At 63.5% G+C, this 24,733-nt stretch carries 26 protein-coding genes; 19 read left to right on the top strand and 7 right to left on the bottom strand.

Annotated elements, in window-relative coordinates; all coding sequences use genetic code 11:
• Positions 1-5: 5 nt before the first annotated feature.
• A complete protein-coding gene (locus ACP7BL_RS06135) occupies positions 6-1,760 on the bottom strand; it encodes an aspartyl protease family protein (protein ID WP_426257868.1) in 1,755 nt (584 codons plus the stop codon).
• Positions 1,761-1,988: 228 nt separating this feature from the next.
• Here ACP7BL_RS06135 and argS point away from each other — a divergent pair, with 228 nt between their 5' ends.
• From argS to tatC, 8 genes are all read left to right on the top strand, one after another.
• Positions 1,989-3,713 carry an arginine--tRNA ligase gene (argS, locus tag ACP7BL_RS06130; protein ID WP_033965028.1) on the top strand — a complete coding sequence of 575 codons (1,725 nt, stop codon included), beginning with the start codon at positions 1,989-1,991 and terminating at the stop codon, positions 3,711-3,713.
• Positions 3,713-4,390 (top strand): SPOR domain-containing protein, encoded by a 678-nt coding sequence (locus tag ACP7BL_RS06125; RefSeq protein ID WP_426257867.1) that lies wholly within the window; start codon positions 3,713-3,715, stop codon positions 4,388-4,390. The genes argS and ACP7BL_RS06125 overlap by 1 nt, the downstream gene beginning before the upstream one ends.
• Positions 4,391-4,468: 78 nt before the next feature.
• A complete protein-coding gene (locus ACP7BL_RS06120; protein WP_426257866.1) occupies positions 4,469-5,476 on the top strand; it encodes a glycoside hydrolase family 3 N-terminal domain-containing protein in 1,008 nt (335 codons plus the stop codon).
• A 40-nt stretch (positions 5,477-5,516) separates the two neighbouring features.
• Positions 5,517-6,248, top strand: a complete 732-nt coding sequence (locus ACP7BL_RS06115; protein WP_033965033.1) for a segregation and condensation protein A — start codon at positions 5,517-5,519, stop codon at positions 6,246-6,248.
• On the top strand, positions 6,245-6,832 hold the full coding sequence (gene scpB, locus ACP7BL_RS06110) for an SMC-Scp complex subunit ScpB (protein WP_426257865.1): 588 nt from the start codon (positions 6,245-6,247) through the stop codon (positions 6,830-6,832). Before ACP7BL_RS06115 ends, scpB begins: the two co-directional genes overlap by 4 nt.
• A gap of 26 nt (positions 6,833-6,858) precedes the next feature.
• A complete protein-coding gene (locus ACP7BL_RS06105; RefSeq protein WP_033965037.1) occupies positions 6,859-7,095 on the top strand; it encodes a twin-arginine translocase TatA/TatE family subunit in 237 nt (78 codons plus the stop codon).
• Positions 7,096-7,112: 17 nt separating this feature from the next.
• Positions 7,113-7,508, top strand: coding sequence for a Sec-independent protein translocase protein TatB (tatB, locus tag ACP7BL_RS06100; RefSeq protein ID WP_126846935.1), 396 nt, complete (start codon positions 7,113-7,115; stop codon positions 7,506-7,508).
• Positions 7,505-8,284, top strand: coding sequence for a twin-arginine translocase subunit TatC (tatC, locus tag ACP7BL_RS06095; RefSeq protein ID WP_137903099.1), 780 nt, complete (start codon positions 7,505-7,507; stop codon positions 8,282-8,284). The genes tatB and tatC overlap by 4 nt, the downstream gene beginning before the upstream one ends.
• A gap of 55 nt (positions 8,285-8,339) precedes the next feature.
• Here tatC and ACP7BL_RS06090 read toward each other — a convergent pair whose 3' ends face one another.
• From ACP7BL_RS06090 to ACP7BL_RS06080, 3 genes are all read right to left on the bottom strand, one after another.
• Complete coding sequence (locus ACP7BL_RS06090; protein WP_010403958.1) at positions 8,340-8,474, bottom strand: entericidin A/B family lipoprotein; 135 nt, start codon at positions 8,472-8,474, stop codon at positions 8,340-8,342.
• Positions 8,475-8,757: 283 nt separating this feature from the next.
• Positions 8,758-10,344, bottom strand: a complete 1,587-nt coding sequence (locus tag ACP7BL_RS06085; RefSeq protein WP_126846939.1) for a sensor histidine kinase — start codon at positions 10,342-10,344, stop codon at positions 8,758-8,760.
• 7 nt (positions 10,345-10,351) lie between these two features.
• Entirely contained in the window at positions 10,352-10,708 is a 357-nt protein-coding gene (locus ACP7BL_RS06080; RefSeq protein ID WP_137903100.1) for a hypothetical protein, read from the bottom strand.
• Positions 10,709-10,790: 82 nt separating this feature from the next.
• Between ACP7BL_RS06080 and ACP7BL_RS06075 the strand changes: the two genes are divergently transcribed.
• From ACP7BL_RS06075 to ACP7BL_RS06030, 10 genes are all read left to right on the top strand, one after another.
• Entirely contained in the window at positions 10,791-11,597 is an 807-nt protein-coding gene (locus tag ACP7BL_RS06075) for a response regulator (protein WP_126846943.1), read from the top strand.
• Between the two features lie 69 nt (positions 11,598-11,666).
• Positions 11,667-11,807 carry a hypothetical protein gene (locus tag ACP7BL_RS06070; RefSeq protein WP_033965040.1) on the top strand — a complete coding sequence of 47 codons (141 nt, stop codon included), beginning with the start codon at positions 11,667-11,669 and terminating at the stop codon, positions 11,805-11,807.
• Positions 11,808-11,885: 78 nt separating this feature from the next.
• Positions 11,886-12,530 (top strand): sigma-70 family RNA polymerase sigma factor, encoded by a 645-nt coding sequence (locus ACP7BL_RS06065; protein ID WP_126846945.1) that lies wholly within the window; start codon positions 11,886-11,888, stop codon positions 12,528-12,530.
• A gap of 279 nt (positions 12,531-12,809) precedes the next feature.
• Positions 12,810-15,479: a glutamine-synthetase adenylyltransferase gene (locus tag ACP7BL_RS06060; protein WP_426257864.1), complete on the top strand. Its 2,670-nt coding sequence runs from the start codon at positions 12,810-12,812 to the stop codon at positions 15,477-15,479.
• Positions 15,476-15,946, top strand: coding sequence for a peroxiredoxin (locus ACP7BL_RS06055; RefSeq protein ID WP_126846949.1), 471 nt, complete (start codon positions 15,476-15,478; stop codon positions 15,944-15,946). Before ACP7BL_RS06060 ends, ACP7BL_RS06055 begins: the two co-directional genes overlap by 4 nt.
• A gap of 223 nt (positions 15,947-16,169) precedes the next feature.
• Entirely contained in the window at positions 16,170-17,363 is a 1,194-nt protein-coding gene (locus ACP7BL_RS06050) for a M23 family metallopeptidase (protein ID WP_010403942.1), read from the top strand.
• 59 nt (positions 17,364-17,422) lie between these two features.
• On the top strand, positions 17,423-17,764 hold the full coding sequence (gene erpA, locus ACP7BL_RS06045) for an iron-sulfur cluster insertion protein ErpA (protein ID WP_426257943.1): 342 nt from the start codon (positions 17,423-17,425) through the stop codon (positions 17,762-17,764).
• Between the two features lie 30 nt (positions 17,765-17,794).
• The gene (gene xth, locus ACP7BL_RS06040; protein WP_341203040.1) at positions 17,795-18,565 is read left to right on the top strand and encodes an exodeoxyribonuclease III; all 771 of its coding nucleotides are present in this window, start codon (positions 17,795-17,797) and stop codon (positions 18,563-18,565) included.
• A 41-nt stretch (positions 18,566-18,606) separates the two neighbouring features.
• The gene (locus tag ACP7BL_RS06035) at positions 18,607-19,407 is read left to right on the top strand and encodes a transporter (RefSeq protein ID WP_426257863.1); all 801 of its coding nucleotides are present in this window, start codon (positions 18,607-18,609) and stop codon (positions 19,405-19,407) included.
• Between the two features lie 182 nt (positions 19,408-19,589).
• Positions 19,590-19,844, top strand: a complete 255-nt coding sequence (locus ACP7BL_RS06030; RefSeq protein WP_426257862.1) for a hypothetical protein — start codon at positions 19,590-19,592, stop codon at positions 19,842-19,844.
• A gap of 63 nt (positions 19,845-19,907) precedes the next feature.
• Here the strand turns inward: ACP7BL_RS06030 and ACP7BL_RS06025 are convergent, their stop codons facing one another.
• Positions 19,908-21,065 (bottom strand): N-acetyltransferase, encoded by a 1,158-nt coding sequence (locus ACP7BL_RS06025; protein WP_426257861.1) that lies wholly within the window; start codon positions 21,063-21,065, stop codon positions 19,908-19,910.
• A 122-nt stretch (positions 21,066-21,187) separates the two neighbouring features.
• On the opposite strand from ACP7BL_RS06025, the gene ACP7BL_RS06020 reads away from it, so the two are divergent.
• On the top strand, positions 21,188-22,288 hold the full coding sequence (locus ACP7BL_RS06020) for a fatty acid desaturase family protein (RefSeq protein ID WP_426257860.1): 1,101 nt from the start codon (positions 21,188-21,190) through the stop codon (positions 22,286-22,288).
• Positions 22,289-22,371: 83 nt separating this feature from the next.
• On the opposite strand, the gene ACP7BL_RS06015 is transcribed toward ACP7BL_RS06020, so the two are convergent.
• Together ACP7BL_RS06015 and ACP7BL_RS06010 are read right to left on the bottom strand one after the other, a co-directional pair.
• Positions 22,372-24,456: a catalase gene (locus ACP7BL_RS06015; RefSeq protein ID WP_426257859.1), complete on the bottom strand. Its 2,085-nt coding sequence runs from the start codon at positions 24,454-24,456 to the stop codon at positions 22,372-22,374.
• 80 nt (positions 24,457-24,536) lie between these two features.
• A complete protein-coding gene (locus tag ACP7BL_RS06010) occupies positions 24,537-24,731 on the bottom strand; it encodes a hypothetical protein (protein WP_426257858.1) in 195 nt (64 codons plus the stop codon).
• Positions 24,732-24,733: the final 2 nt, after the last annotated feature.

Genomic DNA, 24,733 nt, shown 5'->3' with positions numbered 1-24,733 from the left:
TCCGCTTATTCCTCGAAGCCGATCTTGCGCGCCCGCTCTGCAACCTTCGGATTGATGTTGAGCGCGGCCGCGCGATCTGCTGCTGCCTGGGCGGCGTTGCCCATCCGCTTATGGGTCACCCCGCGCATGTAGAGCGACCAGGCGGTGCGTGGTGCGAGCGCCAGGGCTGCGTCATAATCCGCCAAGGCCTGACCCAGCTCGCCACGCCGCAGCCGCACCAGAGCGCGGCTGTCGAGAAAGGTCGAGCGCTTCGGATCGGCCTTGATCGCCGCATTGCAGTCGGACAGCGCCTTGTCGAGCTCGCGGTTGAGCAGTCCGCGGGCCCAGCAGCGGCCGTTGAAGGCGCTGCTGCGGGCGCTGTCTTCCGGATGGCTCTTTAGCCACAGATCGTAATTGCGCAGCGCGTCCTCAGGACGATCGAGATCGTTAGACAGACTGGCCACGGTGAGCCGTTTCTCCGACGATGGTGGAAGCGCAGCATCGGCGGCCTGGACATCGTCGGCGGCACCCGCGCGGTTGCCGCGCCGTATCCGCAGCGAAGCGCGTGTCAGACGGGCGTCTGCCATCGCCGGGTCGAGCGCGATCGTTTTGTCGAGATCGGCCATCCCCAGGTCGAAGTGCTGGCTCGCAAGATGCGCCAGCGCGCGCTGGTAAAAATACCGGGGCTCGGTCGGTGCCAATGCGCAGGCCTTGTCGAAATCCGCCAGCGCCTCGGGCAAATGTCGATTGGACGCGTAGACCGCACCGCGTCGACTATATCCTTCGGCGGTGGTCGGTTCGGCGGCCTTGTTGGTCAAGTCGAGGGCGGTGCCATCGGCGGAAAAGACGGTCTTGGGCGAGAGCCCGAAAACGGGGCCACCCTCATAGGTGATGAAGAGCTGACGCAGCGCGTTGGAAACGAACATGCGGTGGGTAAGGAAGAAGTCGACACCGATCAGCATGTCGGCATTGCCAAGCTCCAGTTGACCGATCCGGATTTGGGGATGACGGATCGCTTCGCCGCCAATATCGATCGTGTCGAACGTCGCCCGCCAGGTCGGAACGCGGTGTTGGCCGAGGCCGTGACTGGGCCCCACCGACACCACGCCGGGCGTTTCGGGGGTAATGCCGAGACGTTTCGCCATCGCGAGCGACAACATCGAACTTTGCGCACCGCTGTCGAACATCGCGCGCACTTTCACCCCATTGAGCAAAACGGTGCCGACCGTATGCGGCTTGAATCTGGTGTCTTGCCCTGCTTCCAGCGACACGATCGTTACCGGCTTGGTACCTGCCCAATAAGCGAGATTGCTGGCGCGGCATCCCTGCGTCTTGATCAGGCGGACCACGCCATGCGGCAAATCGTATTCGACATCGGCGAGGCCAAGAATGTTCTGCCCGATCAAGCCTGCCGTGCCGGTGTCGCTGCCGCCGACGACGAAGTCGATTTTTGGGATCGCGACGCCGGCAAGCGAAAAGTCCTTGGTGACGGCGACGCCGACCGAGGCATCCCCGCCAATGCCCTTGAGACGGAACCACGGGGGGGCGGGGGTGACGCGCAGACCGAACTCCGCCGCGCTGGCTGCGGAAATGGTGCTGTAGAAGGCTCCGCTGTCGAGAATGAAGCGCGCTTCTTTGCTACCGAACTTGGCCGCCAGTTGCGGCTCCGCCCCCGTCATGGTGACGGGGAATTCGACGATTTTGCTGGCCTGACACTCCGCCATGGCGGGAACCGGGGCCAACAACGCCAGCACCGGCGGGAGCAATCGGAACACTCGCATGGCAGGCCTCGGGGCAGAACTCGGGGGCGCTTATCATCGCGGAAATTGGAAGAAAAACACAACACCATTCCAAGACGAAAGCCAGCATAACGCCATGTGCTGCCTTGGGAAATCGAAATCACGAGGGTTGCCTTGCGCCGCGCGAATGCAGAGCGCCCGCCAGCCATGTTTTGCCCAGTGGGGCGAACTCGGCTAAGGGCCGCGCTCGCTTACATGACCGGACCTGCCATGACCCTGTACACCCGTTTCGCCGCGCATATCGATGCGGTGCTCGATGCCCTTGAAGCCAGCGGTGATCTGCCGAGCGGGCTCAGCCGCGCCAACGTGACGGTAGAGCCGCCGCGCGATGTTTCGCATGGCGATCTTGCGACCAACGCCGCGATGGTGCTGGCCAAGCCCGCCGCCACCAATCCGCGCGCGCTGGCCGAGAAGATCGCCGCGAAACTGGAGGGGCTCGACGAAGTGGCGAGCGTCGCCGTGGCGGGCCCTGGCTTCATCAACATGACGCTGACCGACGATACGTGGCGCGCCGAATTGTCCGCGATCCGCGATGCGGGCGACGATTACGGGCGTTCCTCGCGCGGTGCTGGCATCACGGTGAACGTCGAATATGTCTCGGCCAACCCAACCGGGCCAATGCATATGGGGCATTGCCGTGGCGCGGTGGTGGGCGATGCGCTGGCCAATCTGCTCGAATTTTCCGGGCACAAGGTAATCCGCGAATATTATGTCAACGATGCCGGTGGGCAGGTCGATGTGCTCGCGCGCTCGGTCCATATGCGGTATCTGGAGGCACTGGGCGAGACGATCGAGATCCCCGAGGGCCTGTATCCGGGCGATTATTTGATTCCGGTGGGGCAAGCGCTGGCTGCCGAATTTGGCGATGCGTATGTCGGCAAGCCCGAGGGCGAATGGCTGGTGCTGTTCCGCACGCGCGCCGTCGCGGCGATGCTGGAACTGATAAAGGCCGATCTGGCGCTGCTCGGCATCCATCACGACCTATTTTCGTCCGAGGCGGAATTGCAGGCCGAGGGCAAGCCCGAGGCGGCCGAGCACGATTTGCGCGCGCGTGGGTTGATCTATGACGGCCTGCTCGAAGCGCCCAAGGGCCAGGAATTGGAAGATTGGGAGCCGGTCGTGCTGCCGCTGTTCCGCTCGACGCAATTTGGCGACGATCAGGACCGGCCGATCAAGAAGTCGAATGGGCAATGGACCTATTTCGGTGCCGATCTCGCTTATCATTATCAAAAGGCGCAGACCGCCGACGCGCTGATCGACATTTGGGGTGCCGACCATGCCGGTACGGTCAAGCGCATCGTCGCGGCCGTGCAGGCGCTGACCGGGGGCAAGACCCGCTTCGACGTCAAGCTCGTCCAGATGGTGCGACTGATGCGGAATGGCGAGCCGATCAAAATGTCGAAGCGCGCGGGCAATTTCGTCACGCTGGCCGATGTCGTGCGCGAAGTCGGCAAGGATGTCGTCCGCTTCACCATGCTGACGCGCAAGGCCGATGCGCAGATGGACTTCGATTTCGCCAAGGTGGTGGAGGCGTCGAAGGACAATCCGGTGTTCTACGTCAATTATGCGCACGCCCGTGTCGCGTCGCTGCACCGGCGGGCGGCGGAAGCAGGGATCGTGTGCGATTCGGTCGACCTGTCCCAACTTGATACGGAAGACCTGGCGCTGGTGAAGTTCGCCGCCCAGTTCCCGCGCATCGTCGACACCGCAGCGGCGGCGCGCGAACCGCACCGGATTGCCTTCTATCTCTATGACTTGGCGGCATCGCTTCACGCTTTGTGGAATGTCGGAAACGACCGGCCCGACCGCCGTTTCCTGTTGCCGGACAATCCCGCCATGACATGTGCACGGCTTTTCTTGGCCGACGCGATCGGGCAGATTATCCGCAATGGGTTGGGGATCATGGGGGTCCAGGCGGTCCAGGAGATGAACTGATGGCGACCGGCGAATTCGATGTCCGCGATGAGGATCGGCTCCCGTGGCTGGAGACGGTTGAAGACGCTTATGACGATGGTCCGTCGATCGTACGGATCATCGTGCTGGTCGTGATCGCGCTGGCGATCGTTGCGGCGGCCATCCTGGGCTACCAATATTACAAGAAGCACCAGAGCGTGGACGGCAATGGCGCGCTGATCACCGCCCAGGCGGGAGACTATAAGGTCAAGCCGGATGATCCCGGTGGTTTGAAGGTCGAAGGCGAGGGCGATACCGCGATCGCCACCAGCAATGGTGCCGGGACCGCCAATGCGTCGATCGACATGAAGGCGCTGCCGGAGAAGCCGGTCGAGGGCAAGAAGGTCGCGCCGACCCCGGTTGCTACCGGATCGGACAAGGCCGTGACGGCGATTCCAGGTGCCAAGGGCGCGCCATCGGGCGGCGCGCTGGTCCAGCTCGGTTCCTTCCCGGACGAAGCCGAGGCGAATACGGCCTGGACCAAGATCTCCAAGACCTACGGCTATCTCGCGCCGCTTGGGAAATCGGTGCAGGCGGCACAGGTGAACGGCAAGACGGTGTACCGCTTGCGCGTGAATGCGGGCAGCGCGGGGCAGGCCAGCAGCCTGTGCAGCAAGCTGGCTGCGGCGGGACAGGCGTGCTTCGTACCGCACGATTGAGGCGCGCCGTTCGGCTTTTTGGTCGGTCGTCGGCGGTATAGACTACTCAGGCTGGCGTCGGGCTTGTAGGCAGCGGGTATGAAGCCCGTCATCTTCGGCCTTTCCGGCCTTGCCCTGACCCCCGCCGAGCGCGCCTTCTTCGCGAGTGCTAACCCCGCCGGGTATATTCTGTTCAAACGCAATATCGAGAGTCGCGCGCAAGTGCGGGCGCTGACGGATAGTCTGCGCGACCTGTCGGGGCGCGGCGACGTACCGATCCTGATCGATCAGGAGGGCGGCCGCGTCGCACGGATGGGGCCGCCCGAATGGCCGAGCTTCCCGGCGGGCCCCGCGTTCGATGCGCTGTACGACATTGCGCCCATCTCCGCGATCGAGGCGGCGAGCGCCAATGCCGAGGCGATCGCTTTGATGCTGGCTGAAGTTGGCATCAACGTCGATTGCCTGCCGCTGCTCGACGTGGTGCAGCCCGACACGACCGAGGCGATCACGATCCGTGCGCTTGGGTCGGAACCGATGCGCGTTGCCGCTTTGGGCCGGGCGATCCTGCAGGGGTTGCAGCGTGGCGGCGTGGTCGGGGTGGTCAAGCATATGCCCGGGCATGGCCGCGCGAAGCTCGATACGCATTACCATTTGCCGACCGTTACCGCTTCCGATGCCGAATTGGAGGTCGATCTGGAGCCGTTCGCACGGCTCAACGACGCGCCGATGGGGATGACCTCGCATATCGTGTTCGAAGCCTGGGACGCCGCCCACCCGGCGACGCTTTCCCCGGTGGTGGTCGAGCGGATCATCCGGCAGCGGATCGGTTTTGACGGACTGTTGATGACCGATGACATCGATATGAAGGCGCTATCGGGCACGGCGGCCGACAAAGCGGCGGGGGCGATTGCCGCCGGGTGTGATCTGGTGCTCGATTGTTGGGGGCGGATGGACGAAATGGAGGCGATCGTCGACCGGCTGGACGAGATGTCGCCAGTGTCGAGCGCGCGGCTCGATCGCGCGATGGCGACGGTGGCGGGTGTGCGTGCCGAGGGCGATGTGGCAGCGCTGATCGCCAAACGCGACGCCCTCTTAGCGCTCACTTAAAATCCTCCCCGGCATGGGGAGGATTTGCTAGGCTTCGTTTGTGACCGACGAACCAGAAACGCTCACGCTGGATTTGGAGGGGTGGGAAGGCCCGCTCGACCTGCTGCTGGCGCTTGCGCGCAATCAGAAGGTGGACCTGAAGGCGATTTCGATCCTCGCGCTGGTCGACCAATATCTGCGCTTCGTCGAGGAGGCGCGCGCGATCAAGTTGGAGCTCGCCGCCGACTATCTGGTCATGGCGGCGTGGCTTGCCTATCTGAAATCGGGCCTGCTGCTGCCACGCGACCCCGAAATCGAGCCGTCGCCCGAGGAACTGGCGCTGCGGTTGCACCTGCGGCTCGAGCGCCTGAGCGCAATGCGCGAGGCCGGCGCTCGGCTGGTGGCGCGCGATCGGGTCGGGCGCGACGTGTTTTTGCGGGGCGCGCCGGAGGGCTTGCGGACGCAGCGCAAGGCGCTGTGGCAGGCCGAAATCTATGATCTGATCGCGGCGTATGGCGTCATCAGCGCGCGCACACGCCCGGTGCTGCATGTCGTGGCGCATCGCGCGGTGATGACGTTGGAGACGGCGCTGGAGCGGGTGTCGGCGCTGGTTGGCACGCAAATCGATTGGGCGACGATCGAAAGCTTTCTGCCCGAGCAAGCGAATGGTGCCTTTCGCAAATCGGCGCTCGCCTCCAGCTTTCTCGCCGCGCTGGAACTGGCCAAGCAGGGCAGGATTGAACTGCGCCAGCAATCGCCCTTTGCGCCGCTCTACATCCGGGCCTTGGCATGAGCGCGCCCGATCCGCCGGTCCGCGCGGTGGAGGCGGTGCTGTTCGCAGCGACCGAGCCGATGACCGTCGATGCGATCCGTACGCATCTGGAGGGCGTGGAGGTGCGTGCCGCGCTCCGCACCCTTCAGGCTGATTATGCCGGGCGCGGGATCGAACTGGTGCAGCGCGGCGACCGCTGGCATTTCCAGACCGCCGCCGACATGGCGCATTTGCTGCGCCGCACGCATGAGGAACCACGCAAGCTCAGTCGCGCGGGGATCGAGACGCTGGCGATCATCGCCTATCACGAGCCGACGACTCGCGCCGAGATCGAGGCCATTCGCGGGGTCGCGATTTCCAAGGGCACGCTCGACGTGCTGATGGAGGCCGGCTGGATTCGGCCCGCCGGGCGGCGCGAGGTGCCGGGGCGACCGTTGCTGTATGCGACCACTCCGGGCTTCCTGGCGCATTTCGGTCTCGCCAGCAGGCGCGACTTGCCCGGGATCGACGATTTGCGCGCGGCGGGCCTGCTCGATCCGGTCGATCTCGCCTTCGAACGGGTCGATACCATGGGAGAGGTGGAAGTTTCCGACGAGGAGGACTAGATAGGAGGGAATTCAGGAGATCGATCATGGGTGGTTTGAGTTTTGTACACTGGCTGATCTTCGGCGGGATCGCGATCCTCGTCCTGGGTGGTGGCCGGTTCTCGAACATGATGGGCGACGTCGCCAAGGGCATCAAGTCGTTCAAGAAGGGTATGGCTGAAGACGACGAGCCTGTGCGCGAACCAAGCCGGATCGAAGCCAAGAAGGCGGCGGAACCGGTGTTCGACCGCGATGGCAATCGCATTCGCGAAACCGAAATCTGATTTAGCGCTCCGCTGCCATGTTCGATGTCGCATCCTCCGAGGTGATCCTGCTCGGGGTCGTGGCCTTGCTCGTCATCCCGCCCAAGGATTTGCCCAAGGCGATGCGGATTGCCGGGCAATGGGTCGGGCGTGTGCGCGGCGTCGCCAATCAGTTTCGCTCAGGCTTCGACAACATGGTGCGCGAGGCCGAGTTGCAGGAAATGGAAAAGAAATGGGCGGCCGAAAACGCGCGGATCATGCGCGAGCACCCGCCCGAGCCCGTCCAGATGCTACCGATGGCCGATACGCCCGCTGCCCTGCCGCACGACGCCCATGACGAAGATGCGCCGCCGGTGATGGTAGAGCCGCCAAATGTGCATGGTGCCCCGCCAGTCGCATTGCCGGGCGATGCCGAGCCCAAGGCGCATCCGTGAACGCTCCGATCGATGACCTCGAAGCGAGCCGGGCACCGCTGCTCGATCATTTGATCGAGCTGCGCCGTCGGCTGTTCTTCTGCATCGTATCGGTGCTGGTCGCGTTGATCGGCACCTATATCTACTCGCGCGAAATATTCACGGTGCTGGTGCATCCGCTGCTCGCGGCCGGGCAGAAACGGATCGTGACGATCGGCGTGTTCGACGGCTTTTTTGTGCAGTTGAAGGTGGCATTGTTCGCCGCGATCATGATCTCATTCCCGGTCATTGCGAACCAACTGTGGGGTTTTGTCGCGCCGGGGCTCTACCGCAAGGAAAAGCGTGCGCTCCTGCCGTTTCTGTTCGCCACGCCGGTGCTGTTTATCCTTGGTGCGTCGATGGCGTATTTTGTTGCCATCCCCTCGGCGCTGCATTTTTTCCTGAGCTTCCAGGGCAATCTGGGTGGCGTCGAGCAGGAGGCGCTGACCTCGGTTGCGTCCTATCTCGATTTCGTGATGCAGTTCCTGTTTGCCTTCGGGCTGGCTTTCCTGTTGCCGATCCTGCTGATGCTGGTCGAGCGCGCCGGGCTGGTGACGCGCAAGCAATTGGTCAGTGGGCGGCGCTACGCGATCGTCGGCTGCTTCGCGGTGGCGCTGGTGTTGGCCCCGCCCGATGCCGGTTCGATGATCATCCTAGCGATCCCGCTGGTCGCACTGTACGAGCTCGCGCTGATCGCGATCTGGTTTACCGAGCGGCGGCGCGGCAAAGAGGCGGCGACGGAATTGGTCGAAAGCTGACAAGCAAAAGGCCGCCCCGCATCATCGGGACGGCCTTCGATCGGTTGGTAAAGGCTTATTTGGCGCTGTCGGCCGTTTTGGCGACGGTGTCGCCTGCCGATTTCACATCCTTGCCGACGCCTTCGACGGTGTTGCACGCGCCCAGCAGCAACGCGGTAGCGGCGATAGCGATCGTGGTGATCTTGCGCATGATACTCTCCTGAAGACTGTCCGGGATAGCCCGGATGCCTCGCTCCCAATGTTTGGCGATACGCTTGGTTCCGCCTCGTCGAGATAACGCGTGCGGTCAGGCGCAACGGATGAAAAAGCTTGGGCCTGGACGCGCTACCGGGGGGGGAGGGGAAGCGCGGCCAGGCCCGTGTCTTGGATAGCGAGAGCGGGGGGGCATAAAGTCGCTATCCGAACCTGAAAACGGGCCTCGCGCGCTTCGGTTCCGAAAAAATTTGACCTCGGCGTTTTTTATGGCGCGAAATTCAATCGCGCCCGGTTACTGCAACGGCGATCTCATAAGCGCCGACCAGTGGATCGTAGTGAAGCTTCGACCGCAATTGGCGCGCGAGCCCTTCGATCACCCGGCCGTAACGTTCGGCGACCAATGCCCGCATTCTGTCATCGTCGACCAGAGCTGGAGAGTTGACCCTCAATATGGCGCGATCGTCGGTGGGGGCGGCACCGATGGAAATGCGAACTTGTGCCGTCGGGCTGACCGTCATCGCCAATTCGACGATCTCGGTCAGCAGGAAAGCGATCGCAATCGCGACATCCTGATTCGCCAGATAGGGCGCAATGTCGAGCGTAACGCCGATCGGCGAATCGTCCGGCGCGGTCGCGCGGATATTGGAGGCGAGTTCGCCAATGACCGAGCGTAGCGAAAGTCCGCGATTTTCCTCAAGCTCGGCAAAATGGTTGCGGTGGACCACGGCGAGCGCATCTACTCGACGCTGGATCGATGCGTAAGCCTGCGTTGCCTCTGCGCTCCGTGCTGCCCGGGCGTGGAAGTTTATCAGGCTGGAAATGACCTGAAGATTGTTTTTGACGCGATGATGGACTTCGCGGGTCAGCTTTGTCTGGCGCACCAGCCCTTCGGCCAGCCCGGCTTCATGTTCGGCAACCGTCCGGCTGATCGCCCGAAAGGTTTCCCCCAATTCACGAATTTCCTGTGCCGGGAGCGCGTGCATTGCGCCCGGATCGATTTCTTCGCCTGGCACAAAATTGGCTACGCGGGAACGCAACTGTCGCAGCGACCGGATCAGCAGGCGATCGACCACAAACCAGCCAATGCCGGCTGCGGCCGCCCACATGATGATGGGCAGGATGAGCGAGACCAGAACGGGCGAAGTGATCGGGGCGCTGCGCATGCGCGTGGTAAGCGCGATTTCTCCAAGCCCAATCCCCATGCTCAGGCCCGCGCGGCGTTCCAGGGGGGCTTGTCGTGGCAGGTCGGAGAGTATGAGCGCATCGGTGCCGAGCACCAGACGCGCTTCATAAGGCATGGCATAGCCGCTCGGGGCGGCGGTTGCCGCGAGAACATCGACGGGAAAAAAGGCGGCGGCGCGGGTTCGTCCTGACGCGCTCGTTGTGGCAAGCGTCAGCCCCCGACCCGGGTATATCCGTGCCGCAATGGTCTTTTCGGCACCGGCGGCGGTAGGCCAGGGTGCCACCGGCAGTTGCTCGCCGCAAATCAGACGACTGCGGGCATCCATAATCATGAAACGCGTGCCCGCAGCGATTTGCGGCGCGAATACGCCCTGCGCCCGGGCGCAACTCGGAGCGTCTCCCGGATCTGCCTCCAATGCGTTGAGGGACACACGCAGCGCGGTCATATCCCCGACCAACTCGATGGCGAGCTTGCGGGCGCTTTCGGTTGTCGTGACGCGCAGCTGGGCCTGCGTTGCCTCGTCGGCGAGTTCCGCCGTGCGCAATGTTGCAAAGAAGGCGATGATCGCCAGCGGCAGAAGCGCGGCGCTGAGAATCAGAAAAATTTTCGCACCTGTCGGGATGCGATCGACTAGACCGCTTCCCGGACGCGCGGGGGCGGGGTCCCCGGCGATATCCGTCATCGGGAAATCAGTCCAATTTTCCTAAAAGATCCAGCATTTCGGGCGGAATCGCTTCCTCCACCGTGCGCTGATAGACGGTGCGCAAGGCCGCGCCCATATCGCGGTCCTTGCTTTGAACCTTCGCGCCGGTATCGGCCGCGCGTGCCGCACCCGGCTTCTTTGAAGATTCGTCGCCCGAACGCAATGCCGTCCCCCTGAAAACCCGGACATGCCGGATAGTGTTAAAATGCGGCCGTAACAATCCGGCTTGAACCATATGATACGGTGAACCCGTAAAAACAGATTGCATCGCTCCGAGTTCCCCCATGAAACCAAATTGCGCGTCGTTGGTTCCATGCCCAATGCGAATTAACTCCGATGCCATCGGAGCAACAAAACGCGTTGCATATGCGGGGGGCCGCTTCCACAAGGCCCTTCGAGATTATCTCAGGGAGACTCCGACAGTCATGTCGCTAGGACAGCAACTTGCCCCCCATCTTCCGTTCCTGCGCCGCTACGCGCGTGCCCTGACGGGCAGCCAATCGCACGGCGATCGTTATGTGCGCGCCACGCTTGAGGCGATCGTCGCCGCACCCGAAGAGTTCCCGCGTGAGGTTGACCCGCGGCTGGGCCTGTATCGGATGTTCCACGCCATCTGGAACTCGACCAATTACGACGAGAGCCCGGAAAATATGAGCGCGGCGGACGGTGACGGTCAGGAAGCGATCGCGCGGGCACGCCTCGCCCGGATGACCCCGCTATCGCGCCAGGCCCTGTTGCTCACCGCGATGGAGGGCTTCACGCCCGAGGATGCAGCCTATCTGATCGATGTCGACACCAGCGAGGTTGAAGCGCTGGTCGCCGAGGCGCTGAGCGAGATCGAAAAGCAGACGCGCGCGCGGGTGCTGATCATCGAAGATGAGCCGATCATTGCGATGGATATCGAAACGATCGTTCGCGATCTCGGCCATGAAGTGACCGGTGTCGCAGTCACGCGCGACGAGGCCGTTGCACTGGCGATGGAGGACCGTCCCGGCTTGGTGCTGGCCGACATCCAGTTGGCCGACGACAGTTCCGGCATCGACGCGGTCAAGGATATCCTTGCCGAATTCGAAGTGCCGGTCATCTTCATCACGGCTTTCCCGGAACGGTTGTTGACGGGCGAGCGCCCCGAGCCGACCTTCCTGATCACCAAGCCCTTCCAGCGCTCGACCGTGAAAGCGGCGATTGCGCAAGCTCTGTTCTTCGACCAGGCAACCGTTCCCGCCGCTTAAGGGAACCGATTCGTGCCCCCGTGGGTTGGGTTCCATACGATACGGAGCCACAACGACACGGGGGCGCTTATGGCGGACGACGAGAAAATCGAACTGAGCGGCCAAGATGCACGTGCCGGGGCGACTCCGCACGTTACGCGTTACGTCCTCGCGATCTCGTTGACGCTGGTTGTGGTGGTGTTTGCTGCGCTGCTGTTTCTCTACCGCTGAATTTTTCGATGCCGCAGGCGTGATGGACTTCGGCGTCCGTCGGGCCCATCTGTGTTCCGCTACGCGAGACTATATTTCATGACCGACGCGATTGACCAGGAAGAAGACGAGGCAGCGCCCGAGGTCGTCGAGCACGTTTCGCTTTCCGACGCCGAGTTCAAAACTCAGTTGGCGCAGGTCATACCTCATCTGCGTGCTTTCGGGCGCTCGCTTTCCGGCAATCGCGATCTGGCAGATGATCTCGTCCAGGAAACGTTGATGAAGGCGTGGGCGGCGCGGTTGCGCTTTCAGGCCGGCACTAACATGCGGGCGTGGACCTTCATCATCCTGCGCAATCTTTATCTCAGCCAGATGCGCCGCGCGCGCTTCAAAGGCGAGTGGGACGATTTGGTGGCGGATCGTATCCTTGCCGCGCCGGCGAGCCAGGATAAGCATGTCGAGTTGGGCGATATGCAGCGTGCATTGCTGCATTTGCCGCAGCCACAGCGGGAAGCGCTGATTCTGGTTGGTGCGGGTGGCTTTGCCTATGAGGAGGCCGCCGAGATTTGCGGGGTCGCCGTCGGGACGATCAAGAGCCGCGTCGCGCGAGGCCGGGTCGCGCTGGAAGCCGTCATGAACGACAATACGCTGGCATCGCGCCGCACGCACTCCAATGAGCCCGGCATGTCCGCCCTGGACACCATTATGGGCGAAGTCGACGATCTCAGCCGCGATCGCGGCTGAGATCGTTATCTCGCGATTTGCCTGGTAATCGGCACACGATCCAGCGCCTGTAGCAAGTCCGCAAAGGAGTCGTCTGCATCAGGCGTGGTGTATGCGGTGTGGAGGGTTACCCTCAGCGCGTCGGAGCGCGATGGTGCTGCAACGACGTAAAGCATATCGCTCGAGTTCCGCGTATAAGGGGCATCGCACATTGACATATGTCAATAACGGACGAAGACGCCTTTTGTTGCTCGCCCATTGTGCCATATCGGCCTGAAATCATCGCGATACGGGAAAGACATGCTTTTCGACCCGCGTATCATCGATGCCGTTGCCCGCGCGCGACAATGGTCGTCGTTTTTGAGCATGCTGTTGCAGCGCGAGCCGGAGATGGCGGCGATGCTGGAAAATGGCGTCCTGCCCGAGCTTCATAGCCTGGCGCGCGATCTCGCCGACATGCCGACGCCACGACGCCTACGGCTCGAGCGGCGGCGGCTCGCGCTGCGCGTGGCGATCGGCGATCTCGCCGGATGCGACGATTTGACGGCGGTGACACACGCCCTGTCCGATTTTGCCGATCGAGCGCTCGATTCCGCGATCGTCACCGCGATTGCGGAGCGCACGCCGGACGCCCCCGTGCAGGGCTTCACCGCGATCGCATTGGGCAAGCAGGGCAGTCGGGAACTGAATTATTCGTCCGACATCGATCCGATCCTGCTGTTCGACCCGGCAACGCTGCCGTGCCGGCCCCGCGAAGCGCCGGAAGAAGCGGCCGTTCGGATCGGCAAGCGGGTGGTCGAGATCCTTCAGGCGCGGGACGGCGATGGCTATGTCCTGCGCGTCGATTTGCGCCTGCGCCCGTCGCCGGAGGTGACGCCGATCGCTTTGTCGGTCGACGCGGCGCTTTCCTATTACGAATCGTTGGCACTGCCGTGGGAGCGCGCGGCCTTTATCCGGGCGCGGGCGGCAGCAGGTGACATCGCACTGGGGACCCGTTTTCTCGAAGCGGTTAAGCCGTTCGTATGGCGGCGTGCGCTCGATTTCGGCGCGATCGGCGAAATCCGCGGCATTTCGCGCCGAATCCGCGATCATCATGCGCGCGGGCAAGCGTTCGGCCCGGGCTTTGACCTCAAGCGCGGACGCGGCGGTATTCGCGAGGTCGAATTCTTCGCGCAAATTCATCAATTGATCCACGGCGGGCGCGATCCGGCGCTGCGCGTTCCGGCAACGCGGGATGCATTGGGGGCGCTGGCGGCGGCGGGCTGGGTGGATGCTGCGGAAGCGGCGGCGCTGGTACGCGCCTACACGCTGTTTCGCACGATCGAACATCGCGTGCAAATGATCGACGATCGCCAGACGCACCATTTGCCGACGGGTGCAGCGCTCGATGGCGTCGCGAAGTTGCACGGACTCGAGGACGCGAACGCCCTTCTGGACCTTTTGCGGCCGCATGTTCTGGCGACTGCGGCAAGCTATGATGCGTTGGATCCCGAAGACGGCGATGCTTTGTCTTTCGACCGGGACCACCTTTTGGCGCAGCTCAGCCAGGCCGGTTTCGGTGATGGCGATGTGGCGAGGCAGCGCATCGAGCAGTGGCGAAGCGGCACGTACCCCGCCTTGCGCAGCCCGGCGGCGCGCACCGCGCTCGAGGCGGTTTTGCCGGGCCTCGTTGCCGCGCTGGGCAAGGCACCCGACCCGCAAGGTGCGATCGTTCGACTGGACCGGATGCTGGCGCGGCTGTCGAGCGCGGTCAATTTCTTCCGGTTGCTGGAGGCGCGGCCTGCACTGGCGCGGTTGCTGGGGTTGATTCTCAGCCATGCCGAGACGCTGGCCGAAGAATTGGCACGGCGGCCCGAATTGTTCGACGGGTTGATCGACGCAACCGCACTCGATCCGGTGGCCGATACGGCGACGCTCGCCCGCGAAATGTCGGCGGGGGCGGATTATCAGGCACGGCTCGATCATGTGCGGCGTGTCGTCGGCGAGAAGCGCTTCGCCCTGGGCACGCAGATCGTGTCGGGTGTGTCGGATCCGCTCGCGGTTTCTGCGGGCTATGCGCGTGTGGCAGAAGCGGCGATCGGGGTCCTTGCCGAGGCGACGATCACCGAATTTTCGGGCACGCACGGCACGGTGCCGGGCAGCGAGCTGATCATCCTGGCGCTTGGGCGGATGGGCGGCGGCGCGCTGACCCACGCCTCTGACCTTGATCTCATCTATCTCTTCACCGGCGATCATCTCGCCGAGTCCGACGGACCCAAGCCACTCGGCGCGGTGCTCTATTACAACCGTCTGGCGCAGCGCATCAGCGCCGCGCTCTCGGTGCCGACCGCCTCGGGGCCGCTCTATGAGATCGATACCCGCTTGCGGCCATCGGGCACGCAGGGCCCGCTCAGCGTCTCGCTGGAAGGGTTTGCACGCTATCAACGCGAAAACGCGTGGACGTGGGAGCATATGGCGCTGGCCCGCGCACGGCCGGTGTTCGGATCGCCCGCCGCGCGCGCCGCCGTAGACACGGTGATCGGCGATGTCCTGCGGGGCGATCGTCCGGTGCGCAACGTCGTGGCGGACGCGATCGCGATGCGCGCGGAAATGGCGGCGCATAAACCGCCGCTCGGACCGCTTGATGCAAAGCTGCTGCCCGGCGGCTTGGTCGACCTCGAATTCGCGGTCCATATGGTGCAACTTGAGACCGGCCTTGGCCTCGATCCCAATTTGCGCGTCGCGATCGCGGCGTTGATCGCCGCAGGACGGGCCCCGTCTGAGATGCTCGCGGCGCATGATTTCCTGACGCGGCTGCTCGTCACGCTGCGGCTGGTTGCGCCCGACGCCCAGCCGCCGCGCCCGGCGACGCAGGGCCTGGTCGCGCGCGCGCTGGGACTGGCGGACTGGGCCGAGGTTCTTGCATCGCTCGAAACGACCCGGCAGGAGGTTGCCATCTGGCTGGCGGATGTGGAGGGTGTGGAACCGTGACGATCATCGAGGAAGGCGGGACGCTTCCTGCTATTGAGCTTGCCACTCCGAGCGGAGATCGCCTCAACCTGCGCGACTATGTCGGAAAGATCTTTGTCCTGTATTTTTACCCCAAGGACGACACTTCGGGCTGCACGCGCGAAGCGCAGGATTTCAGCAGCCATTATGCAGAATTTCAGGCGCTGGGGGCGGCCGTTCTCGGCGTTTCGCGGGATACGCCGGCCAAGCACCAGAAGTTCATCGACAAATACGATCTGACGGTGCCGCTCGCCACCGACGATAGCGATGCGGCGATGCAGGCGTTCGGCGTGTGGGTCGAAAAGAAGTTATACGGCAAGACCTATATGGGAATCGATCGCTCCACCTTCCTGTTCGATGCAGCAGGGATTCTGGTTCGCGATTGGCGCAAGGTGAAGGTGCCGGGGCATGTCGTCGACGTGCTCGAGGCGGTCCGCGCGCTCGGCTGATCGATTCGATTCGGGGGCTTTATGGATAGCCTTAACGATTTGCGCAACGACTCGGCGCAACGATCAGCCGCTTCAACGTGACCCGTGGCGGAAGGCCTTGCCCGAGTGTCACAAACTCCGTCACACACTGCCCGTCCGGATACAGGGGGGCTGTATACGGGCGATAGAGGGGCGGGCGCTGGCGTTTTCCGGCATTCGCATAAAAATAGGTCGCCGGGGTCACATGAACTCAATTTCGATTGCGTCTGGCGTGCGGCTGGTGTCGCGCCTCAAGGCCTATTTCAAGACCCGCGACTTTATCTTTCATGATGGGCGCGACCTGAAGCGCTTTAGCCTCGGCGCGCGCGCACAGGCCACGATGGCGGGTGTTGCCGGCGTTACGCTGTGCTTCTCGGCCTATGGCGTGGCGCAAGCCGCCGTTGGTGCGGTCGCGATGACGGGCATCGTCGGTGCGCCGCTGTCGCCCGAAGCCAAGGTCGCCCAGATGCAGGTCCGCGTCCGCAAGATGCAGGCCGATGTCGCCTCGATCAAAGCTGCCGCGCAGGCACACGCCAAGCGCGTCGAACAGCGCCAGGCGCTGCTGGTTGCGGTCGTTTCCGGCAAGGGTGATGTCGCCGCGCTGTCGCAGCCAACGCCGACGATCGATCCCAAGGCGGATGCCCTGGCCGCTGACGTTGTCGCACCGCTCAAGAAGGTCGAGCAGCAGCAAGTTGCGGTCGCAGCCCGTGCACAACGGGTCGCCGAGCAGCGGTTTGTTCGGGCCGTCGCGCATGTCCGCAGCCTTGGCCTGGCACCGGAGCGCCTGATGCCGCGCCAGCCCGCCATGGGCGGCCCGTTTGAAGCGGCGGATAGCGCTGCGGCAGAGGCCGATTTGCGCGCCGACACCCAGTTCCGGTCGCTGTTCATGACCTGGAAGAAGCTGGATACGCTGGAGCATGGCGTTATCGCCATTCCATCGGCGCAGCCGGTCGAGCATCTGGCATTCACCAGCAATTACGGCATCCGTTCCGATCCATTCCGCGGGACCGCCGCAATGCATGCCGGGGTCGATATCCCCGGGCCAGTTGGCACGCCGGTCTACGCGACTGCCGATGGCATGGTCGATCGCGCCGAGCGTTCGGGCGGTTACGGCAATTTGGTCGAGCTCGACCATGGCAAGGGGATCCAGACCCGGTACGGGCATCTGTCCAAGATCCTGGTCGAGGCGGGCACGCGCGTGCATCGCGGGCAGTTGATCGCGTTGATGGGCTCGACCGGGCGTTCGACCGGGCCGCATCTGCATTATGAAGTGCGGATCGATGGCCATGCGGTGAACCCGGTGCCGTTCCTGCAAACCGCCGATTATCTGCTGGCGGCGCAGGATCGCTCGATCCACACCATTCCGGTGGCGGTGGGCGGCCCGGCTGCGGCGGACTGATCGGGCGTAATAGGCCGCGTGCGGTTGCCGATCCCGGCGCGAGCGCCTATCTCTTGCGCATGGATGCTATCCTCGCCCCCGACATCATCTTGACTCCCTCCGCTGCGGCGCGCGTTGCGACGATTGCGGCGAAACAGGGCAAGCCCGCGATTTTGCGCCTTTCGGTGGATGGCGGCGGTTGCTCGGGGTTCCAGTATAAATTCGGTTTTGCCGAATCGATCGAGGCCGATGACGCGATTGCCGAGCATGACGGCGTCCGCCTGGTGGTCGATTCGATCAGCCTCGATCTCGTGCGCGGGTCGGCGGTGGATTATGTCGAGGAACTCGGTGGTGCCGCTTTCAAGGTGACCAACCCCAACGCCGCGTCGGGTTGCGGTTGCGGTTCCAGCTTCTCGGTGTAACGTCCGCCCCGGACAAAGGGGCGCTGCTGCGTGAAGATCGTTACCTACAATATCAACGGCATCAAGGCGCGCTTGCCGCGCCTGCTGGAATATCTCGCCGAACAGCAGCCCGATGTGGTGTGCCTGCAGGAGCTCAAGACCAGCGACGAAACCTTCCCCGAGGCGGATATCCGCGCGGCGGGATATGGCGCGGTGTGGCACGGGCAGAAGAGCTGGAACGGCGTGGCCGTGCTGGCGAAGGGGCAGGACCCGATCGAGCGGCAACGCGGCCTGGCGGGCGAAACTGAGGACGATCACAGCCGCTATCTCGAAACCGAGGTGAACGGTGTGACAATCGCTTCGCTCTATTTGCCGAATGGCAATCCGCAGCCAGGGCCCAAATTCGACTATAAACTGCGCTGGATTGACCGCTTGGCGGCGCGCGCGCGCGAATTGCTGGCGGAGGAAACGCCGGTCGTGCTGGCGGGCGACTACAACGTCATTCCCAATGACGACGATACCTATTCGGTGCGGGCGATGCAGGACGATGCGTTGATGCAGCCCGAAAGCCGCGCGGGTTTCCGCGCGTTGCTCGCGCAGGGCTGGACCGATGCATTGCGCACGCGGCATCCGGGCGGGGGCGTGTGGACCTTCTGGGACTATCAGGCGGGCGCGTGGCAGCGCGACGCCGGTTTCCGCATCGATCACCTGCTGCTGAGCCCGGTCGCGGCCGACCGTCTGATCGACGCGAGCGTCGACAAGGCCTATCGCGGGCGCGAAAAAGCCAGCGACCATGCACCCACTTGGGTTGAACTGCGTTAGAGCCGCAACGACCCGCGCGGAGGTCGTGCGGAGGATGGTGCATGAAGCTACGCTGCGGGGGATTGGCGGCAATCGCGATATTGGTGCCGAGCGTGGCGCGCGCCGAGGACCGAAGCTACTGCCCCACGCGGCCAAGCCTGGGCACGACCGCGTGCACGATCGCGCCGAAGCATGTCTCGGTCGAAACCGCGATCACCGATTGGACGCTCGACAATCAGCCCGATCGGCGCACCGATACGGTGTTGCTGGGGGATACGTTCGTGCGCGTTGGCGTCACCGATACGATTGAGGCGCAATTCGGCTGGACGCCCTATGGCCATGTCCGCACCCGCGACAAGGCGACCCAGGCTGTCGAAGACGCTGGACGGGTTGGCGACGCGACGCTGGGGTTCAAGGCCAATCTCCTGCATCCAGATGGCAATGGGGCCTCGATTGCGGTGCAACCCTTTTTCAGTATGCCGGTCGGCCGCACGCCGGTGGGGGCGGGTGATTGGGGCGCGGGCGTCATCGTGCCCGCGACTTTGGATCTGAGTAAGACGGTGAACCTGGTCACCACCAGCGAGGTGGACGCCGCCGTCAATCTCAGCGGCCATGGTCGCCATATCGCCTATTCGGAAGTCGTCGGTGTCGGGGTAAAACTGCCGCATCACCTGACCTTCACGCTGGATAGCCAGGTGCTACGGGATGAGGATCCCGAGGAGAAGACCACGCAAGTGCTCGGATCGGCCTCGCTTGCGTGGAAGGCGAAGAAGGATCTGCAATTTGACCTGGGCGTGGTCGCTGGCCTCAATCGCGCGGCCCCGGACACGGAACTTTATGTCGGGATTTCGCGGCGTTTCTGACCCATGCCCATCCCATCAAATCGGACCAGTTCCCGAAAGTTGGCGGGCATTGCTATTCATTTCCGGTTCAATAATATCAGTAAGTCTCTGAAAATAAGTCCTTTCAGTGTTTGGCATGAGTAATGCACCAACACGGTTGCGGGCCGACCACCGGAACCCGCCGACCTAGCGGAGGACCGACCATGACCAACCTTTTCCTGATTGCCTCGAGCGCCGTGCTGAGCGTCACCGCATCGCCTCTCGTTGCGCGCGATGCCAAGCCCGTTGCTGCCGAAAGCCAGCCAGTGGGATCGACCCAGCGTGCGCCAAGCGAAAATACCGCCCGGAAATATTGCGTGGTGGATACCGTCACCGGCTCGCGCCTTTCCCATAAGGTTTGCAAGACACGGCAGGACTGGATCAGCCAAGACGGTTTCGATCCGCTCGCCAAGCAGTGAGCGCAACGGGATGCGGTGCCGCGATCCTGCGCGGCACCGCCTTCCCGGCGGCGGGCACGGGCGTTACAGCGTCTTGCCGTAGATCCAGTAGCGCTTGTTGATCGTGCATTCGATCGCCTCGGCAATCGAGCGCATTCCCTGATTGTCTTCCAGGATCCAGCCGATCTCGCCGCGCGTGGCACCATAATTGGCGACCGACGCCTGCTTGATATATTCGATCATCATGAAGGCGAGCTGGCTCGCCAGGCGCGAGGATTGCAGCTCTTTCAGCACCCCCATCAGCGGTACGCGCATCGTTTTCACGCGCGGTCGACGCAGCCACAGCAGCAGCTTTGCCCAGCCGAAGGGCAGCAAATTGCCCCGCAAGGGCATGATCGCCTCGTTGAGATCCGGCAGTGTGATCATGAACGCGACGGGATTGCCATCGACTTCCGCAATGCGGATCAAGTCGTTGAACACGATCGGCTTCAGCTTGACGCCGACATCTTTGATTTCGGGGGGCGTCAACGGCACGAAGCCCCAATTGTCCGACCAGGCATCGTTCAGGATCGACAGGATAATGGCGGCTTCTTCGTCGAACTTGGTCTTGTCGACGTTGCGGATACGGATGCGCGGGTTTTTCTCGCCCGAGGCGATGATTCGCTGCAGCAGCGGCGAAAACGGCTTGGTGATATCAAGCTCATAGGTCAGCAATTCCTTGACCTTGGTATAACCCGCCGCCTCGATCCAGCCGCGATAATCGGGCTTGGCATGGCCCATCATGATCGTTGGCGGGTGATCGAACCCCTCGACCAGAAGGCCGGGCTCTTCCCAGATCGACATGCTGATCGGGCCCAGCACCCGCGTCATACCCTGATCGCGCAGCCATCCCTCCGCCGTGGCGATCAGCGCCTTTGCGATATCCCCGTCCTCCGCGTCGAGCAGCCCGAACTGGCCGCAGCCGGGCCCGAAGCCCTTGGCCGGGTTCATCTCCAGCGCCAGCGTGTCGATATGGGCGGAGATCCGACCGACGACCGTACCGCCCCGCTCGGCGAGGAACAGTTGCGCCTTGGCGTGGCTGAACCAGCCATTCTTGGCCGGGGTGATCAGCCCGAGCGCCTCGCCCTTCAGGGGCGGCACCCAATTGGGATCGTTGGCATATAAGCGGAAGGGCAGGTCGACGAAGCGCTTGCGATCGGCTTTGCTGTCGATCGGGCGAATGGAAAGCGGAGCATTGGCCACGGGCAGGTCACCTCAAAGAAAGCGAGCGAGCAGTCTCGCGTGCGGCGGCTGGTGTCAAGCGTGCCACTGGCCCCCTGTTGCTGCCACCATCTAGCCACTATCTTCCTGCAATGGCTCACTCCATGAACACTTCGCTTTCCCTGCACCGCAGCGCTGGTGTGCCCGCTGGCATCGCGCCGCGCGTGCGATTGTCGACGATCGCCGATGACAAGGCGATGCTGCGTACCGCTGCGGAACTTACCCGAGATTTGAACGCGCCCACCCCGGCGATCTATTGGACCGATCTGCTGGTCTCGGCGGCGATCGGCTACGGTGCGCTGGCGATCGCGCTGAGCGTCGATGCGGTCGGATGGGTGATCGTGGCGGGCGTGGTCGCGGTGCTGGCCCTGTATCGCGCGGGCAGCTTCATCCACGAAGTGACGCACATCCGACACACCGCGCTGCCGGGCTTCCGCCTGGGCTGGAACATCATTGCCGGGGTTCCGTTGCTGGTGCCGTCCTTCATGTATGAAGGCGTCCACAATCTGCATCACGCACGCACGCGCTATGGCACGAGCGAGGACCCGGAATATCTCCCGCTGGCGTCGATGAAGCCGTGGACGTTGCCGGTGTTCATCCTGACCTCGATGCTCGCGCCGGTCGCGTTGCTGGTGCGCTATGCCGTGCTGACGCCGCTGTCGCTGGTCATCCCCGGCACGCGCCGCATTCTGATCGAGCGCTATTCGTCGCTGTCGATCAATCCGTCCTTCCGGCGTCGCATGCCAGAGGGCGCGGCGGCCGCGCAGTGGCGCTGGCTGGAGGCCGCGTGCAGCGCCTGGGCGATCACCTTGGTTGTACTTGTCGCGACCGGGGTATTTCCGCTCGGCAAGTTCGCGATTCTGCTGGCGATCACCTCGGGCGTCTATGTGCTCAACCAGGTGCGCACGCTGGTCGCGCATCTGTGGGACAATGACGGCGAGGTGATGACCGTCACCGCGCAATATCTCGATTCGGTCAATGTGCCGCCGCCCGCCACCTTGCCGCTGCTCTGGGCACCGGTCGGCTTGCGCTTTCACGCGCTGCACCATTTGCTGCCGGGCGTGCCCTATCATCACCTGCTTGAGGCGCATCGCCGCCTGAGCGCCGCTCTGGGCGTCGAATCGCCGTATCACAAAGCGAACTATGCCGGCTTGCCGGGCCTGGTTGCACGGCTGGTGCGCAGCACGATGGCGCGCCGGGCCTAGGCCCGGTGCCCTGATCCCTGCCACATGCGAAAACGGCTGCTGCAAGATCCCTTGCAGCAGCCGTTTTGCATTTCAGGCAACGTTTAAGCGAGGGTGCGCACCTTCGGCTCGCGGTCCCAATAGCGGCGTTTGGCGGCTTCGACGAAGCCGCCGAGATCGGTGATGCCTTCGTCCGCCTCGACCCCGGCCTTGTCGAGCAGCGGTTGTGCCGCAGCGGAGGCACCGATCGCCTTGAGGTGGCCAAAGGCGTCCATCACCCACTGGACCGCAGCGGCTTCCTTGAGCAGCATCGCGCAGCCCTCCTTGGATAGCACCACCGCGCAGGCGTCGACCGTCACCGAGGGCTGGCCGGCCAATTGCGCATCGGCCTTCACCGTGCTGCCGTCCGACAGTTTGACCGCGCCGACCTTCGGCGCGATGGTGAGCGGGTGCCCGCCAGCGGCCTTTACTGCCTTGGTCACCTGCGCGAGTTCGCCCGCGTCGCTGCCATCGGCGAACAGAATACCGACCGTGCGCCCTTCGAGCGTCGTTTTCTCACGCGGCCCGCGGATGATGCGAAGGGCGGGCGAGGGGTCCATATCGAGCACGGGTGCCGCAGTAGCGGACGCCTTGGGCAGTTTCATCCCCAGACCGTCCGCGACTCGCTGCGCCAAATCCTCGTCGACGTTGCGCAGATTCGCCATCATCGCGACGCGGATATGCTCGATCGACACCTTCGACAGTTCGAACACGAAGGCCGAGGCGATATGCGCTTGCTCGGCCGGGTCCACCGAGCGGAAGAACAGCCGCGCCTGGCTGTAATGGTCGGCAAAGCTTTCCGGCCGGATCCGCAGCTTCTGCCCGTCTTCGTCCGCCGGGAAGGTCTTATAACCGTTTTCCGGGTCCTCGCGCGCGCCACCGGGTTCGCCCGCTTTGGCCAGGCTGTTGGGCTCGTAATTCGCCCGGCCCTTGGGCACCTGCATTTGCATGTGCCCGTCGCGTTGCTGGTTCAGGAACGGGCAGCCTTCGCGCCCCTTGGCCGCGTTGATCGGCAATTGGTGGAAGTTGACCGAGCCGAGGCGCGACAATTGCGTGTCGGTATAGCTGAACAGCCGCCCCTGCAGCAGCGGATCATTGGAGAAGCCGATGCCGGGGACCACATGGCTCGGCACGAAGGCGACTTGCTCGGTTTCGGCGAAGAAATTGTCCGGATAGCGGTCGAGCACCATCTTGCCGACGATGCGTACCGGCAGCACTTCCTCGGGGATGATCTTGGTCGCGTCGAGCACGTCATACGGCTGGCTGTTGGCGAAATCCTCGTCGAACAGCTGCACCCCCAATTCCCATTCGGGATAATCCCCCCGGCCGATCCGTTCGAACAGGTCGCGACGGTGGAAATCGGGGTCGGCACCGGCGATCTTGACCGTCTCGTCCCAGATCGTCGAGGCGAGCCCGGCTTTGGGCTTCCAGTGGAATTTGACGAAGGTGCTCTTCCCCTCGGCCGAGATGAAGCGGAAGGTGTGCACGCCAAAGCCTTCCATATTGGCCAGCGTGCGCGGCAAGGTGCGATCCGACATCGCCCATAGCGCCATGTGCGTCGCCTCGGGCATCAGCGAAATGAAGTCCCAGAAGGTGTCGTGCGCGGAGGCCGCCTGCGGGAAGCCGCGATCGGCCTCCATCTTCACCGAATGGATCAGGTCGGGGAATTTGATCGCATCCTGGATGAAGAAGACGGGGATGTTATTGCCGACCAGATCCCAATTGCCCTCGCGGGTATAGAATTTGACCGCAAAGCCCCGAACGTCGCGCGGGGTGTCGACCGATCCCGCACCCCCGGCGACCGTGGAAAAGCGCGCGAACACTTCGGTGCGCTGGCCCTTTTTCTGGAACAGGTCGGCGCAGGTGATGTCGGCCAGGCTGTCGGTGCATTCGAAATAGCCGTGCGCTGCGCTGCCGCGCGCATGAACGATGCGTTCGGGGACGCGCTCATGGTCGAAATGGTTGATCTTCTCGCGGAAGATTTCGTCTTCCAACAGCACCGGGCCGCGGGTGCCGGCCTTTAACTGGTTCTGATTGTCGCTGATCGGGATGCCGTGGTTGGTGGTCAGTACCGGATGTTCGTCATCCGCCACCTGATGGGTTTCGCCGCCAGTGCCGGCGTTCAGGGCAGTGTCGTTGGTCATGATCATCCTCGCCTTGTGCGGGGATCTAACGGCCTGAAAGCACAACAGGTTTCGGCGAGCGAGAATTAAATGCCGCTGCGCTCGCTTTATCGTCCGTTAGGGGCTGTCTGGCGGATCGGTAGCGTGACCGATACGGGCTCGAGCGGGACGGTAAGGAGTACCGCCACGGACAAGATGCCGATCACGACCATCACCCACGCGCGATCACGGGCATCGCGGATGATCTGAACGACACAATAAGCAGCGACGGCAAGGAGCGCGATGCTCCACCCCAATGCCATCG

Source organism: Sphingomonas sp. DC1600-2 (genome assembly GCF_049897605.1).
In the GTDB taxonomy this organism is placed as follows: Bacteria; Pseudomonadota; Alphaproteobacteria; order Sphingomonadales; family Sphingomonadaceae; genus Sphingomonas.
This window is presented reverse-complemented; position numbering and strand designations above follow the sequence as displayed.

Coding starts and splice junctions, on each gene's coding strand:
- ACP7BL_RS06135 (WP_426257868.1), bottom strand. CDS start 1,760: ATGCGAGTGTTCCGATTGCTCCCGCCGGTGCTGGCGTTGTTGGCCCCG.
- argS (WP_033965028.1), top strand. CDS start 1,989: ATGACCCTGTACACCCGTTTCGCCGCGCATATCGATGCGGTGCTCGAT.
- ACP7BL_RS06125 (WP_426257867.1), top strand. CDS start 3,713: ATGGCGACCGGCGAATTCGATGTCCGCGATGAGGATCGGCTCCCGTGG.
- ACP7BL_RS06120 (WP_426257866.1), top strand. CDS start 4,469: ATGAAGCCCGTCATCTTCGGCCTTTCCGGCCTTGCCCTGACCCCCGCC.
- scpB (WP_426257865.1), top strand. CDS start 6,245: ATGAGCGCGCCCGATCCGCCGGTCCGCGCGGTGGAGGCGGTGCTGTTC.
- ACP7BL_RS06105 (WP_033965037.1), top strand. CDS start 6,859: ATGGGTGGTTTGAGTTTTGTACACTGGCTGATCTTCGGCGGGATCGCG.
- tatB (WP_126846935.1), top strand. CDS start 7,113: ATGTTCGATGTCGCATCCTCCGAGGTGATCCTGCTCGGGGTCGTGGCC.
- ACP7BL_RS06090 (WP_010403958.1), bottom strand. CDS start 8,474: ATGCGCAAGATCACCACGATCGCTATCGCCGCTACCGCGTTGCTGCTG.
- ACP7BL_RS06085 (WP_126846939.1), bottom strand. CDS start 10,344: ATGACGGATATCGCCGGGGACCCCGCCCCCGCGCGTCCGGGAAGCGGT.
- ACP7BL_RS06080 (WP_137903100.1), bottom strand. CDS start 10,708: ATGGCATCGGAGTTAATTCGCATTGGGCATGGAACCAACGACGCGCAA.
- ACP7BL_RS06075 (WP_126846943.1), top strand. CDS start 10,791: ATGTCGCTAGGACAGCAACTTGCCCCCCATCTTCCGTTCCTGCGCCGC.
- ACP7BL_RS06070 (WP_033965040.1), top strand. CDS start 11,667: ATGGCGGACGACGAGAAAATCGAACTGAGCGGCCAAGATGCACGTGCC.
- ACP7BL_RS06065 (WP_126846945.1), top strand. CDS start 11,886: ATGACCGACGCGATTGACCAGGAAGAAGACGAGGCAGCGCCCGAGGTC.
- ACP7BL_RS06060 (WP_426257864.1), top strand. CDS start 12,810: ATGCTTTTCGACCCGCGTATCATCGATGCCGTTGCCCGCGCGCGACAA.
- ACP7BL_RS06050 (WP_010403942.1), top strand. CDS start 16,170: ATGAACTCAATTTCGATTGCGTCTGGCGTGCGGCTGGTGTCGCGCCTC.
- erpA (WP_426257943.1), top strand. CDS start 17,423: ATGGATGCTATCCTCGCCCCCGACATCATCTTGACTCCCTCCGCTGCG.
- ACP7BL_RS06035 (WP_426257863.1), top strand. CDS start 18,607: ATGAAGCTACGCTGCGGGGGATTGGCGGCAATCGCGATATTGGTGCCG.
- ACP7BL_RS06030 (WP_426257862.1), top strand. CDS start 19,590: ATGACCAACCTTTTCCTGATTGCCTCGAGCGCCGTGCTGAGCGTCACC.
- ACP7BL_RS06020 (WP_426257860.1), top strand. CDS start 21,188: ATGAACACTTCGCTTTCCCTGCACCGCAGCGCTGGTGTGCCCGCTGGC.
- ACP7BL_RS06015 (WP_426257859.1), bottom strand. CDS start 24,456: ATGATCATGACCAACGACACTGCCCTGAACGCCGGCACTGGCGGCGAA.
- ACP7BL_RS06010 (WP_426257858.1), bottom strand. CDS start 24,731: ATGGCATTGGGGTGGAGCATCGCGCTCCTTGCCGTCGCTGCTTATTGT.